A 13088-nucleotide genomic window follows, 5' to 3' on the forward strand; every position below is an offset into this window, starting at 1 on the left:
CATGCGCGGGCCTCATAATATTTGGCGCCTGATCCGCACGGGCGCCACGCTGGAACGTACCGGCGCGATGAATTTCGTGCTCGACGCATTTGAGGCACCAAAGGCTGTGCGCCTTGTGGCGCGCGCGCTGGCGATCCCGTTCAAGCCTCTGGGCTATAAGGGCGATCCGGCGCTTCAACCAGCCACCCGCGCCCTCACGGCGCTGGGCCCTGCCTATATCAAATTTGGACAGATACTCTCAACACGCCCCGATGTGGTTGGTGATGAGATGGCGCTACAACTGCGCGTGTTGCAGGATCAGCTGCCGGCCTTCCCTGTAGAGGTGGCAAAAGCAGCGGTTGAAAAGGAGCTTGGCCAGCCTGTCGACGAGATATTCTTGGAATTCAGCGAACCAGTAGCAGCCGCTTCTATCGCGCAAGTACACAAAGCCCGATTGCGTTCTACGGGTGAAGACGTCGCCGTAAAAGTTCTGCGTCCAGGTATTGAAAAAGCATTCCAGAAGGATGTGGATGCCTTCTATCTCGCAGCGCGGATGGTTGAGTTATTCTCCCCCGGTTCCCGCCGGCTACGTCCGATGGATGTAATTGAGCATTTCGACGGCGTTGTGCGCGGTGAGCTTGACCTGCGGCTTGAATCCTCCTCGGCCTCTGAATATGCGGCCAATACAAAAGACGATGCTGGCTTCCAGTTGCCCGAGATCAAGTGGGATTATTCTGCTCGTCGCGTTATGACACTTGGCTGGGCCGAGGGTGTCCCGATGGGCGATAACGCAGCCATTGATGCGGCTGGCCATGACCGCGTCGAGATGTCAGAGCGAATCTTGGCTCTATTCCTGCAACATGCGCTGCGCGATGGTTTCTTCCATGGTGACATGCATCAGGGGAACCTGAAAGTCGCGGCAAATGGTGATATCATCGCCTTTGATTTCGGGATCATGGGCCATATCGACGAATATACTCGCCGCGTCTACGCCGAGATACTCTATGGCTTCATCCGTAAGGATTATAAGCGCGTGGCGGAGGTGCATTTCGAGGCGGGATATGTGCCTGCCGATAAAGATGTCGATGAATTCGCCCGTGCACTGCGTGCAGTGGGGGAGCCGATCTTTGGCATGGATGCCGACCGTATCTCTATGGCGCGGCTGCTGGCCTATCTGTTTGAAGTGACAGAGCGTTTCGGCATGGAAACCCGTACCGAGCTTATCCTGCTCCAGCGCACCATGGTTGTGGTCGAAGGGGTGGCCCGCTCGCTCAATCCGCAGATGAACATCTGGCAGGTAGCAGCCCCGATTGTGACGGATTACATCACTAAATCCATTGGTCCCAAGGCAATCATAACCGACCTCACCAAGACGGCGCGTGTCCTGTCGCGCTTTGGTCCGCGACTTCCTGCACTTGTCGAGGCGGCGTTGATCCGTCAGGCGGATGCGTTGCCGCCACCGCCCAAGCCGTTCAAGCGTTATCTTGTCTTGTCAGCTCTCGTGGGTGCTGGGGTGGCAACTGGTATAATCGCAATGATCAACGCACTGACCTGACCTCTAGGCTTTTGGGCTTGATGGGCGCAGAGTATTCCGCGCCCATCGCCATCGTCAGAGCATTTCAATCGCCAGTGCAATACCCTGACCACCACCGATACACATGGTGATCAATCCGCGCTTGCCGCCGGTGCGCTGCAATTCGTGCAGGGCCTTAACCGTGATAATTGCACCTGTTGCACCGACGGGATGGCCCAGCGCTATCGCACCGCCATTGGGGTTTACCCGCGCCGGATCAAAACCAAGCGCTTTACTCACGGCCAATGCCTGCGATGCGAAGGCTTCGTTGCTCTCGATTACGTCAAAATCATTCGGCCCCAATCCTGTCTTCTCAAATAGCTTGGTGACGGCGGGAATAGGTCCGATGCCCATAACCTCGGGGCGCACACCTGCGTGGGCATAGCCGATGATACGCGCCAAGGGGCGCAGCCCGTTATCTTTAGCAACCGAAGTGCGAGCAAGAACAAGCGCCGCCGCCCCATCGTTAATCCCTGACGCATTGCCTGCTGTGACAGAGCCGTCTTTCTGGAACACGGCCCGTAAACCAGCCAGCTTTTCCAGCGTGGTAGCTTTTGGATGTTCATCCACTTCAAAGGCCACAGTCTCGCGACCCTTTCGCACTTGGACAGGCACGATCTGTTCCTTGAAATAGCCCGCCTCAATCGCCGCGGCCGCGCGCTCTTGCGACAGCATGGCAAAGGCGTCTTGTTCTTGACGATTCACGTCATGCTCACCCGCAACATTCTCTGCGGTGATGCCCATGTGTCCCGTTCCGAACGGGCAGTTTAACGTACCCAGCAGCATATCAAGGGAGGCCACATCGCCCATCTTTTGACCCCAGCGTGCAGCAGGCAAGATATAGGGTGCGCGGCTCATGCTTTCTGCGCCGCCAGCCAGTGCGAAATCCGCATCGCCCAGCATCAGTGACTGCACGGCAGATACAATCGCCTGCACACCAGAACCGCAGAGGCGGTTCACGTTCATCGCGGGTACGACATCAGGCACGCCAGCTTCCATTGCGGCAACACGGCTGAGGTACATATCCCGTGGCTCGGTGTTGATGACATTGCCGAATACCACATGCCCGATCTGGCCGCCCTCAACGCCCGCGCGGTCAAGCGCTGCCTTGGCAACAGTTGCGCCCAGCGTTGTGGCGGGTGTACCCGCAAGCGCGCCACCGAATGTTCCGATCGCAGTGCGCGCACCGCTTAGAATGACGATATCATCTGACATATTTTCTCTCCCTGATATGTTAGCTGTATCCTAGAAATCAGCCTGCCGCTTGTCAGCTAGGACGTTCCGTCAGTGGGGTGCAATTGAATGCGCCCTTGATCGGTCAAGCTCCAGCATTTTCGCCCTTCAAAGACTACAGCCGCCAATGGTCGCCCGTATCCTGCGCCCGCATCTATGTTTACGCGGTTGCCATAGTGGGTTGCTGTGTCAACTGGAGTGTGGCCATGCACGATAAGCTTGCCGTGATCGCGGGTATCCACATGGAACTCTTTGCGAATCCACAGCAGATCATGCTCCGACTGCTGATCCAGCGGCACACCGGATTGGATGCCTGCATGGGCAAAGAATAGATCATCATTCTCAAAGCTAAGCGCGAGACTGTCGAGGAAATCGACATGGCGCTGCGGCACGGCCTTCTTGGCCAAGCCATGCACATCGGTTTGGCGATCCGTCTGGGTCATCTTGATTCCGTAGGAGGCGAGTGTCGTATCGCCCCCCAACCGTTCGTGCAGCCAATACAAATAAACGGGCAGATAGGCATCATGGAGAGGATAGTCGCGCATAAACCAGCTGAACATGCGGTCATGGTTACCCTTGAGGCAGTGCCAGCTTTTGCCTGCTTCCAAACCGTCGATCAGAGTATCAAGAACATCTGAGGACGCGGGGCCGCGATCGGTATAGTCGCCGATAAACACGATCTCCGCCTCTGGCCCACCGTCTGCCTCGATCAAGTGCAGCACGCGCAAAAGCTCGGTGTGCTGCCCGTGAATATCGCCAACAGCATAGATCGGTTTGGTCATAGTTCCTCCAATGCAAAAGGCGCGACCCCATAAGAGCCGCGCCTTTTAGTCAATTTGAAGATAGCTTTAGTTGACGTCGAATTCCAGCAGCTTGATCTGGGTGAACAAACCTGTCTCGTGCAGCTTTTTCACAACAGGGGCCGGAACAGGCTCGTCCACATACAAAAGCGCAATCGCCTCACCCTTCACTGCCGCACGGCCAAGGGTAAAGTTTGCGATGTTTACACCGTTCTCGCCCATCGTCTGACCCAATGTACCGATGATGCCTGGCACGTCCTCGTTGGTGGTATAAACCATGTGACGGCCCACCTCGGCATCAATCTGGATGCCTTTGATCTGAATAAACCGTGGCTTACCGTCAGAGAATACCGTGCCTGCGATAGAGCGCTCGCGCTTGTCGGTCACAACGGTAACTTTGATGTAACCTTCAAAGGCGCCTGATTTATCCTGATTGGTGGTCGAAATCTGGATGCCTTTTTCTCTGGCAACAACAGGCGCGGACACCATGTTCACGTCAGGGTTTGCACGTTTCATGATCCCAGCCACTACGCCACAGTTCAGCGCATCGAGGTTCATCTCGGAGACAACACCGTCATAGAGAATGTTGATTGCCTTGATCGGCTCATCCGTGAGCTGACCAATGAACGACCCAAGGTGACCCGAAAGCTTCAGCCACGGACCCATAACCTGCGCCTCTTCGGCAGTGACGGACGGCATGTTGAGCGCGTTGCTCACCGCACCTGTCAGCAGATAGTCGGCCATTTGCTCAGCCACTTGCAGGGCCACGTTTTCCTGCGCTTCGGTTGTTGCGGCACCAAGGTGCGGTGTGCAGACAACATTGGGCAGGTTGAACAATGGGTTCTCGGTGGCAGGCTCGACTTTGAATACGTCAAATGCCGCACCTGCCACATGGCCGGACTTCAGCAAATCGGCCAGCGCCTCTTCGTCAACCAGACCGCCGCGCGCACAGTTGATGATGCGCACGCCCTTTTTGGTCTTCTCAAGATTCTCACGGCTCAGGATATTGGCCGTCTGATCGGTGAATGGAACGTGCAGCGTGATGAAATCAGCGCGTTTCAGCAGCTCTTCCAGTTCGACCTTTTCCACGCCCATCTTGGCGGCTTTTTCCTCACCGAGGAAGGGGTCATATGCCACAACCTTCATCTTAAGCCCACGCGCACGGTCGCACACGATACCACCGATGTTACCCGCGCCAATCACGCCAAGTGTTTTGCCCGTCAGCTCGACACCCATGAATTTGGACTTTTCCCATTTACCGGCGTGGGTGGAGGCGGAGGCCTCAGGGATTTGACGCGCCACAGCGAACATCATCGCAATGGCGTGCTCGGCCGTTGTGATCATGTTGCCAAAAGGCGTGTTCATGACGATCACACCCTGTTTGGAGGCGGCGTCTTTATCGATGTTGTCGGTGCCGATACCAGCACGGCCAATGACCTTGAGGTTCGGCGCAGCGGCGAGGATTTTATCGGTTACTTTGGTTGCGGAACGGATTGCGAGGCCGTCGTAGTTACCAATGATCTCGGCAAGCTTGTCTTTGTCCTTGCCCAGCTGGGGTTGGAAATCGACATCAATGCCGCGGTCTTTGAAGATTTGGACGGCGGCTTCGCTCAGGCTGTCGGAAATGAGTACTTTGGGGGCCATGATATGGTCCTTTAACTTGAGAATGGGGGAAGGCGCGGGGGTTATCCCCCGCGCGGAATTATGCGTTAAGCTCTGCGTTGAACGCGTAGTCGAGCCACGGCAACATCGCTTCGATGTCCGACGTCTCGACCGTGGCACCACACCAAATGCGCAGACCTGCGGGCGCGTCGCGGTAGGCACCGATGTCGAGCGCCACGTCCTCATCCGCCAGCCGCTTTGCAACAGCTTTGGCAAATGCGGCACCATCGGTAATGCGGTCGTCCGTGAACTTGAGACAAACAGATGTATTCGAGCGTGTCTCGGGATCAACTGCAAGGAAGTCGATCCAGTCATGGGCCTCGACAAAAGCAGTGATTGCTGCCGTATTCGCATCGGCACGCGCGATCATGCCTTTCAGGCCACCAACGGATTTTGCCCACTCAAGCGCAAAAAGATAATCCTCGACGCAGAGCATGGAGGGTGTGTTGATTGTCTCGCCTTTAAAGATACCCTCGATCAATTTGCCACCTTTGGTCAGGCGGAAAATTTTGGGCAGTGGCCATGCAGGGGTGTAAGTCTCCAGCCGCTCAACCGCGCGAGGGGACAGGATGATCATACCGTGGGCCGCTTCACCACCCAACACTTTTTGCCAGCTGAATGTCGTGACGTCCAAACGGTCCCACGGCAGGTCCATCGCGAAGGCGGCAGATGTTGCATCGCAAAGCGTCAGACCCGCGCGATCCGCAGGAATATCAAACGAGGCAGGAACGCGGACACCTGATGTCGTGCCGTTGTAGGTGAAGCAAACGTCGTTGTCGAAATTCACACCATTCAGATCAACGATCTCACCATAGGCGGCGGTTTTTTCAGTCGCATCAATCTTGAGCTGCTTGAGGGCATCAGTAACCCAGCCAGAGCCAAAACTTTCCCATGCGAGCATTTCGACATGACGCTCACCCAGCAGATTCCACATCGCCATCTCGTAAGCGCCAGTGTCAGAGGCGGGAACAATACCGATCTTGTAGTCAGCAGGTATGCCAAGGATTTCGCGGGTGGTCTCTATCGCTTCCAGCAGCTTTGCCTTGCCCGGAGCGGCACGGTGGCTGCGGCCCAACGGCGCGTCAGACAACTTTGCCAGATCAAATGTGGGGGGCTTGGCGCAGGGGCCAGAAGAAAAACGCGGATTAGCCGGCCGCGTAGCCGGAGCAGTAATAGCCATTGATGCTACCCTCTCAGATAAAATGCCCTTCGTTGGGGAAGGGTGTCCCACGGATGCGTGTACGGGCCATTCCGTTCTGGCACAAGCGGGGAAATAGGGCTAAACCGCCGCTCGGTCGCCTTTTTGCGACGCCCCTGACGCTGATCGGAAACTTGGATATGTTTACCGCCATTCTCTTGTGTGCACCCGACACGCGCAATCTGGAACCATCCCTTGTGGAATCACTACGCAATGCATGGGGTGGGGGTGATGCGATCTGGCTTAAGCCTGATGAGGCGGCGGAATTTGCGCTGGGCGTAATGCCTGACAACTTTGACGAGGTGTGGAGCAGCTGCCAGGCCATGAGCGTTGACCTGGTTATTGTGCCCACCGAAGGGCGGCGAAAGAAGATGCTGCTCGCCGATATGGATAGCACCATGATCGAGCAGGAGTGTATCGACGAGTTAGCTGATGAGGCCGGTGTCGGTGCGCGGGTCAAAGACATCACAGCACGCGCCATGAATGGCGAGCTAGATTTTGATGGTGCACTTCGTGAACGCGTCGGGCTGCTCAAAGGATTGCCTGAGACTGTCATTGCCAAAGTTCTGGCAGAGCGGATTACGTTGATGGGCGGTGGCAAAACGCTTCTTGCGACGATGAAGGCGCAGGGTGCGTATGCGGCTCTGGTTTCTGGCGGATTCACGGCTTTTACATCGCAAGTGGCAGGTGAGTTGGGCTTTGACGAGAGCCGCGCGAACACGCTCTTGGTGACGGATGGGATGCTCACAGGGGAGGTTGGCATGCCGATCCTTGGCAAGCAGGCGAAGGTGGATGCGCTGGAGGACATCACTGCGCGCCTTGGGATTGTCGATGCGGATGTGCTTGCGGTAGGTGACGGCGCCAACGATCTGGGTATGCTTACCCGTGCGGGGATGGGTGTTGCTCTGCACGCCAAGCCGTCAGTCGCCGCACAGTGTAATGTGCGCGTCAATTTCGGCGATTTGACTGCGCTCTTGTATGTGCAGGGCTACGCGCAGAGCGATTTCGTAACCTAGAATTGCCCTGCGCGACTGATTATCCGATCAAGTCAGCCGCAGGTTTCAAAATACCTGTAGTCAAACCATCCCAGTTTTTTATGGGTTTGTTGATTCTATTCAGCGTGGCGGGGTGATTGGCATCTAAAACCCCAAGACGTACGAGCAGCGCAGCAATCGCCGCTTCCGCCGCACGCGTGGTGCCACAAGCCGCTTTGAGCGCGATGCCAAGCCCGCGTTCTGGAATTATTGCGATGAAGAAGCCCTCGGCACCTGTTTTGAGCGCCACCTTGCCATCACAAGCCCGCATGAGTTCGGTGCAGGCACGCCCCTCACCCGCGACAAGGTCCGGATGTAGACGCATTGCCTCATGCAAGCGGGCTTCTGCGCTGCCTTCGGATGCTGCAGCGAAATGCGCCATGGCGCGTGCCATACCGTGAAGGGATGTGGCGTGATTCGGAGCGGAGCAACCGTCGATACCAAAACCGGGGCTGGTTTCGCCCGTCACTTCCTCAAACGCCTCAAGGCAGGCACGCTGAACAGGGTGGTCGAGTGCGACATAATCGGCCCCGCCGCCAAGGTACTTGGACAGAGTCAGAAATCCTGCATGCTTGCCAGAACAATTGTTGTGGATGCGGCAGGGCTTCTCATGGGCGCGAATTTGCGCTTCCATCACTTCACGGTCCCGCGATTCCTCGGTTCCGCAGCGAAAATCATCATCGCTCAGGCCCAGATCCTTTATCCATGCTCCGACGCCATCAAGGTGGATTTGCGCCCCTTGGTGAGACGCGCAAGAGAGTGCAAGCTGGCGTGTGCTAAGGCCGAATGCATCCGCTGCACCAGAGCGCACCAAGGGTAGCGCCTGAATCATCTTTGAAGAACTGCGTGCCAGCACAACAGCGTCCGGATCACCCCAAGCCTCTACTATTTGCCCAGAAGCGTCACAGATGACGGCATGGCCTGAATGGACGCTTTCCAAAAACTGGCCACGCCAGATTTCTGCGAAGGGGGCGGGAGCGATCATAGTTGGGTCCTTTTTGCAGCGAATATGGGCGAAAACCTGCCAATGCGGGGTTTCACCACTCGCGTCTTTCGCGTTATGGTGTTTGTTGTCGGTAAGAGCGTAAACCATTGTGAACGAATGGCCCATTCAAAAGCGGCCACGACAAGGTTTTGGATACACGTTGAGGCAATGAGACGGCTGGAGAGTTAGAAGAATGGCATTTTTGAAAACGGGTGTAGTGGCAGCACTGATGGCAAGCCTGATTGCGGGCAGCGCATGGGCGCAAAGCCAGAGCACCAACCGCGTAGCGGCAAAGACAGACTGGAGCGTGTTTGTAGAGGATAACCCAACTGAATGTTGGAGTGTCTCCACGCCCAAAGAGACCGTAAACTCACGCGATGGTCGTGTCGTTGCGGTGAACCGTGGGCAGACATTGCTGATGGTGTTCTACCGCCCCAGCGCGGGTGCAAACGGTCAGGTCGCCTTTACCGGCGGCTATCCTTTTGCCAGCGGGTCTACTGTACGCATGGATATTTCCGGTAACTCCTTCGAGTTGTTTACCGAAGGGGAGTGGGCATGGCCTGCGACTACATCAGACGATGCAAAGATCATCGCAGCCATGAAGCGTGGCGCGGATGCAAAGCTGACGGGCCGTTCTGGTCGGGGCACCCAGACAGAAGATACGTTCTCATTGCTTGGCTTTACTGCCGCTGTTGAGGATGCGGGCAAACGCTGCGGCGGGTGATCCTTTGCGAAACAAATAGTGCGGCTCTGCCTCTTGGGGCGGGGCCGTTTTCATTTTCGGCACCAAGCGCCTATATACTGCGCAACACCTTATAGGAATCGCTCTCATGTCCGCTCCCATTACCCAAGACGTCCATACCATGCCGCGCAAATTGCCCGAGGGGCCTGCGAACCTTGTGGGGATGACCCGTGAGGGAATGCGCGATGCTTTGATTGCAATTGGCACGCCAGAGAAGCAGGCCAAGATGCGGGTCGGTCAGATTTGGCAGTGGATCTATAACTGGGGTGTTCGTGATTTTGACGCGATGACCAACCTGAGCAAATCCTTTCGTGCCGATCTGGCCGCGCATTTTGTGGTCGAAGTGCCCGAAGTTGTGACCAAGCAGGTGAGCGAAGACGGCACACGCAAATATCTGGTGCGGATCGCAGGTGGTCATGAGGTTGAGGTCGTCTATATCCCCGAAGCGAACCGAGGCACGCTCTGTGTGAGTTCGCAGGTGGGTTGCACGCTGACCTGTTCATTTTGCCACACAGGCACCCAAAAGCTGGTGCGCAATCTAACAGCAGGTGAAATCATCGGGCAGGTAATGATTGCACGCGATGATCTGGATGAGTGGCCGAAAAGCGGAACGCGCACCGAGGACGCGCGCCTGCTGTCCAATATCGTGCTGATGGGTATGGGAGAGCCGCTTTATAACTTCGAGAACGTGCGTGATGCGATGAAGATTGCGATGGATCCCGAGGGTATTCAACTGTCGCGCCGTCGGATCACGCTCAGCACATCAGGTGTGGTTCCAGAGATTGCGCGCACGGCGCAAGAGATCGGTTGCATGCTTGCTGTTTCTTTTCACGCAACAACGGATGAGGTGCGCGACACGCTGGTTCCGATTAACAAAAAGTGGAATATCGAAACGCTTCTGGACGCGCTGCGTGACTATCCCAAGGTATCTAACTCCGAGCGGATCACCTTTGAATATGTCATGCTGCACGGGATTAACGATAGCGACGAGGATGCCCACCGCCTGATGAAATTGATCGAGGGTATTCCTGCGAAGATCAACCTGATCCCCTTTAACGAATGGCCCGGTGCACCATACAAGCGGTCGAGCAATAACCGTATTCGTGCATTCTCGGACATTGTGCATAAAGCGGGATATGCCTCCCCCGTGCGCAAACCGCGCGGTGAGGATATCATGGCCGCCTGTGGTCAGCTGAAGTCAGAGACAGAGCGTGCGCGTAAATCCAAGCGCCAGATCGAGGCGGAAACGCGTAGCTAAGATACTGTTTTAGGAAGGAAAATACCTTTAAAAAGCTGCGGGTTTGATAAAAATGCACAGCTGCTCAACCTTTGAGGGTACAAAAACCTCTGTTCCGCCACAATCGGAGCCGAATCTTGCCATTGTGACTCCGCAGATTGTTTCCTGAGATGACTTAATCAGGAGAACGACAATGTCGATTATTATCAAACAAGACGCATTTGTTACCGATGAGGTAATGCAGATTGTAGCACGCGAACGCGCAGTGGCTCTTTCAGCCCGCGAATGGAAGCATCGCCTTGCAGGCTATGGCTATTCCATTCGCGATACCGAAGACGGAAAGCATGTTTTGGAAACACTGCCTCACCACGTTGCGCTATGTGAGCTACCAGACGAGCTGTTTCATTAAACTTTGCTGATTGTTTACCGACCGGGAACACTCTCGCGTGCCGACGGCTCGCCCCAGTTCTCGATCAGGTCCATCGCTTCCTGAGCTGTTTCAACAAAACGGAACAGGTTGAGGTCTTCGGCAGAGATTGTTCCCGCATCGGCAAGCGCGTCCCAATTGATGATGCTTTCCCAAAAGGCGCGACCGAACAGCAGAAACGGCACCCGCTCCATCCGGCCTGTCTGGATCAGCGTCAGCGCCTCAAACGTTTCGTCCATGGTGCCAAAGCCACCAGGGAACACACAGATCGCTTTTGCCCGCATGAGGAAGTGCATCTTTCTGATCGCGAAATAGTGGAAGTTGAAGCACAGCTCAGGTGAAACATATTCGTTCGGCGCTTGCTCGAACGGCAATACGATGTTCAGTCCGATCGACTTGCCGCCTGCGTCGAGCGCCCCACGATTGCCTGCTTCCATCACGCCTGGTCCGCCGCCGGTCACGATGATGTCTTCATGCCCGCCACCTTCCATGGACTTTACGGTCATCAAGCGTGCAAATTCGCGTGCTTCATCGTAAAAACGCGACAAATCAGCCAGCGTTTTTGTCCTCGCACTGTCTTTTTTTGCAGGCTCTGGAATCCGTGCACCGCCAAAAAGAACAATGGTCGACTCAACGCCATATTCATTCATCATCACGCCTGCTTTGAGCAGTTCAAGTTGGAACCGGACGGGGCGCATATCGTCGCGGCACATAAAATCGAAATCGTTGAAGGCAAGCTTGTAGGCCGGCGCTTGGGATTGCGGTGTGACGGGTACGCCGTCTGCTGCGGTGCGGTCTGTGCTGGCGTTACGCAATGGGTGCTGGTGTTTTGTGCTCATGTCTGTCCTCAATATTCGACTATTTTGTGCAACATGCACCCGATTGCGCGGATTGACTATGCGATTATGTCTGGAGTGGCGTACCGCCACGACAACTACAGCGCAGCGGTTAGGATTGCGCGATGCGCTTTGCCCGCGTATATCGCCCCCTAACAATCTCAATTAATCGGAGTTCCGCCATGTCGAATGCCCAGCTTGAAACAGCCATTGAGGCCGCGTGGGATGCCCGCGATACAATTACCCCCGAGACAAAAGGCGAAACCCGCGATGCGATTGAGGCCACACTGGCCGCGCTCGATTCCGGTACGCTCCGCGTTGCAGAGCGTCAGGGAAATGGCGACTGGCATGTAAACCAATGGGCAAAGAAAGCCGTTCTTCTGGGATTCCGTATTCAGGATATGGGCGAGCAGTCTGGTGGTCCGCAAGGCTCCAACTGGTGGGACAAGGTCGACAGCAAATTCAAAGGTTGGGGTCCGGCAGAATGGAAAGCTGCGGGTTTCCGCGCTGTTCCTGGCTCTATTGTGCGCAAGTCGGCGTTTATTGCACCTGGTGCGGTGCTGATGCCGTCGTTTGTGAACCTCGGCGCCAATGTTGGCGAAGGCACGATGGTCGATACATGGGCCTCAGTTGGTTCCTGTGCACAGATCGGCAAAAACGTGCACCTCTCGGGTGGCGTTGGCATTGGTGGTGTGTTGGAGCCGATGCAAGCAGGCCCGACAATCATTGAGGATAACTGCTTTATCGGAGCGCGCTCCGAAGTGGTCGAGGGCTGTATCGTACGTGAAGGCTCCGTGCTTGGCATGGGCGTGTATATCGGCCAGTCGACCAAGATCCTCGACCGCGAAACGGGCGAAGTGATGTACGGCGAAGTGCCGTCAGGCTCGGTTGTGGTTGCAGGCTCCATGCCATCCAAGAACGGCGTGAACCTTTACTGCGTTGTGATTGTAAAGCGCGTGGACGAGAAGACCCGCTCAAAAACTTCCATCAACGAATTGCTGCGCGACTGATGCGACTCTTCCTGCTCATGCTTTTGCTGTCTGTAACGGCGGCTACAGCATGGGCGGGTCCCTATGATGGCCGGTACAGACCCGACCATTCAAGCGGGGATAGTTGGGATTGTAAGCGGGTTGGAAAAGATGGCGGCGCGATTTTGCTGACGTCCAACATCTTCTTTGCTGTTGGCAGCAGGTGCAACCTGCGCGACCCCGTCAGGGTGAGCGGCATGGATGCGACACTGTATAGTGCGATCTGTCGTGCGGATGGGACGCCATGGGAGCGCCGCATAATGATCATGAAAACCGAAAATGGTATTGCTGTGATCCAAAGCGGTGCGCGGGTCAGTATGCTTCGCAAGTGCGAGTAGGCTTTTCAAACCACCG

The 13088-nt window shown here is 55.9% G+C and carries 13 protein-coding genes; 7 read left to right on the forward strand and 6 right to left on the reverse strand.

What is annotated here, in order from left to right; all coding sequences use genetic code 11:
• Position 1: 1 nt before the first annotated feature.
• Complete coding sequence (gene ubiB / locus Q0775_RS07960) at positions 2-1534, forward strand: 2-polyprenylphenol 6-hydroxylase (RefSeq protein ID WP_298859051.1); 1533 nt, start codon at positions 2-4, stop codon at positions 1532-1534.
• A 54-nt stretch (positions 1535-1588) separates the two neighbouring features.
• Here the strand turns inward: ubiB and Q0775_RS07965 are convergent, their stop codons facing one another.
• From Q0775_RS07965 to Q0775_RS07980, 4 genes are all read right to left on the reverse strand, one after another.
• On the reverse strand, positions 1589-2767 hold the full coding sequence (locus Q0775_RS07965) for an acetyl-CoA C-acyltransferase family protein (protein WP_298859053.1): 1179 nt from the start codon (positions 2765-2767) through the stop codon (positions 1589-1591).
• A gap of 56 nt (positions 2768-2823) precedes the next feature.
• Positions 2824-3567, reverse strand: coding sequence for a metallophosphoesterase family protein (locus tag Q0775_RS07970; protein WP_298859055.1), 744 nt, complete (start codon positions 3565-3567; stop codon positions 2824-2826).
• Positions 3568-3633: 66 nt separating this feature from the next.
• On the reverse strand, positions 3634-5229 hold the full coding sequence (gene serA / locus Q0775_RS07975; RefSeq protein ID WP_298859057.1) for a phosphoglycerate dehydrogenase: 1596 nt from the start codon (positions 5227-5229) through the stop codon (positions 3634-3636).
• A 58-nt stretch (positions 5230-5287) separates the two neighbouring features.
• Entirely contained in the window at positions 5288-6427 is a 1140-nt protein-coding gene (locus tag Q0775_RS07980; RefSeq protein ID WP_298859058.1) for a phosphoserine transaminase, read from the reverse strand.
• A gap of 158 nt (positions 6428-6585) precedes the next feature.
• Between Q0775_RS07980 and serB the strand changes: the two genes are divergently transcribed.
• Positions 6586-7461: a phosphoserine phosphatase SerB gene (gene serB, locus Q0775_RS07985; protein WP_298859990.1), complete on the forward strand. Its 876-nt coding sequence runs from the start codon at positions 6586-6588 to the stop codon at positions 7459-7461.
• A gap of 19 nt (positions 7462-7480) precedes the next feature.
• On the opposite strand, the gene Q0775_RS07990 is transcribed toward serB, so the two are convergent.
• Positions 7481-8464, reverse strand: coding sequence for an asparaginase (locus Q0775_RS07990; RefSeq protein WP_298859059.1), 984 nt, complete (start codon positions 8462-8464; stop codon positions 7481-7483).
• Between the two features lie 193 nt (positions 8465-8657).
• Here Q0775_RS07990 and Q0775_RS07995 point away from each other — a divergent pair, with 193 nt between their 5' ends.
• From Q0775_RS07995 to Q0775_RS08005, 3 genes are all read left to right on the forward strand, one after another.
• Positions 8658-9188 (forward strand): invasion associated locus B family protein, encoded by a 531-nt coding sequence (locus Q0775_RS07995; protein WP_298859061.1) that lies wholly within the window; start codon positions 8658-8660, stop codon positions 9186-9188.
• A 106-nt stretch (positions 9189-9294) separates the two neighbouring features.
• Complete coding sequence (gene rlmN / locus Q0775_RS08000) at positions 9295-10464, forward strand: 23S rRNA (adenine(2503)-C(2))-methyltransferase RlmN (RefSeq protein WP_298859063.1); 1170 nt, start codon at positions 9295-9297, stop codon at positions 10462-10464.
• 172 nt (positions 10465-10636) lie between these two features.
• A complete protein-coding gene (locus Q0775_RS08005; protein ID WP_298859065.1) occupies positions 10637-10852 on the forward strand; it encodes a hypothetical protein in 216 nt (71 codons plus the stop codon).
• Positions 10853-10866: 14 nt separating this feature from the next.
• Here the strand turns inward: Q0775_RS08005 and Q0775_RS08010 are convergent, their stop codons facing one another.
• Entirely contained in the window at positions 10867-11709 is an 843-nt protein-coding gene (locus tag Q0775_RS08010; RefSeq protein ID WP_298859067.1) for an LOG family protein, read from the reverse strand.
• 179 nt (positions 11710-11888) lie between these two features.
• Here Q0775_RS08010 and dapD point away from each other — a divergent pair, with 179 nt between their 5' ends.
• On the forward strand, positions 11889-12716 hold the full coding sequence (dapD, locus tag Q0775_RS08015) for a 2,3,4,5-tetrahydropyridine-2,6-dicarboxylate N-succinyltransferase (protein WP_298859069.1): 828 nt from the start codon (positions 11889-11891) through the stop codon (positions 12714-12716).
• Positions 12716-13072, forward strand: coding sequence for a hypothetical protein (locus Q0775_RS08020; RefSeq protein WP_298859071.1), 357 nt, complete (start codon positions 12716-12718; stop codon positions 13070-13072). The genes dapD and Q0775_RS08020 overlap by 1 nt, the downstream gene beginning before the upstream one ends.
• The last annotated feature ends 16 nt before the right edge of the window (positions 13073-13088 follow it).

Origin of the sequence: uncultured Sulfitobacter sp. (genome assembly GCF_947499945.1) — a bacterium.
Taxonomy (GTDB): domain Bacteria; phylum Pseudomonadota; class Alphaproteobacteria; order Rhodobacterales; family Rhodobacteraceae; genus Sulfitobacter.

What these genes read in the sequence shown, in the direction of transcription:
- ubiB (WP_298859051.1), top strand. Translation starts at nt 2, where the DNA reads ATGCGCGGGCCTCATAATATTTGGCGCCTGATCCGCACGGGCGCCACG.
- Q0775_RS07965 (WP_298859053.1), bottom strand. Translation starts at nt 2,767, where the DNA reads ATGTCAGATGATATCGTCATTCTAAGCGGTGCGCGCACTGCGATCGGA.
- Q0775_RS07970 (WP_298859055.1), bottom strand. Translation starts at nt 3,567, where the DNA reads ATGACCAAACCGATCTATGCTGTTGGCGATATTCACGGGCAGCACACC.
- serA (WP_298859057.1), bottom strand. Translation starts at nt 5,229, where the DNA reads ATGGCCCCCAAAGTACTCATTTCCGACAGCCTGAGCGAAGCCGCCGTC.
- Q0775_RS07980 (WP_298859058.1), bottom strand. Translation starts at nt 6,427, where the DNA reads ATGGCTATTACTGCTCCGGCTACGCGGCCGGCTAATCCGCGTTTTTCT.
- serB (WP_298859990.1), top strand. Translation starts at nt 6,586, where the DNA reads ATGTTTACCGCCATTCTCTTGTGTGCACCCGACACGCGCAATCTGGAA.
- Q0775_RS07990 (WP_298859059.1), bottom strand. Translation starts at nt 8,464, where the DNA reads ATGATCGCTCCCGCCCCCTTCGCAGAAATCTGGCGTGGCCAGTTTTTG.
- Q0775_RS07995 (WP_298859061.1), top strand. Translation starts at nt 8,658, where the DNA reads ATGGCATTTTTGAAAACGGGTGTAGTGGCAGCACTGATGGCAAGCCTG.
- rlmN (WP_298859063.1), top strand. Translation starts at nt 9,295, where the DNA reads ATGTCCGCTCCCATTACCCAAGACGTCCATACCATGCCGCGCAAATTG.
- Q0775_RS08005 (WP_298859065.1), top strand. Translation starts at nt 10,637, where the DNA reads ATGTCGATTATTATCAAACAAGACGCATTTGTTACCGATGAGGTAATG.
- Q0775_RS08010 (WP_298859067.1), bottom strand. Translation starts at nt 11,709, where the DNA reads ATGAGCACAAAACACCAGCACCCATTGCGTAACGCCAGCACAGACCGC.
- dapD (WP_298859069.1), top strand. Translation starts at nt 11,889, where the DNA reads ATGTCGAATGCCCAGCTTGAAACAGCCATTGAGGCCGCGTGGGATGCC.
- Q0775_RS08020 (WP_298859071.1), top strand. Translation starts at nt 12,716, where the DNA reads ATGCGACTCTTCCTGCTCATGCTTTTGCTGTCTGTAACGGCGGCTACA.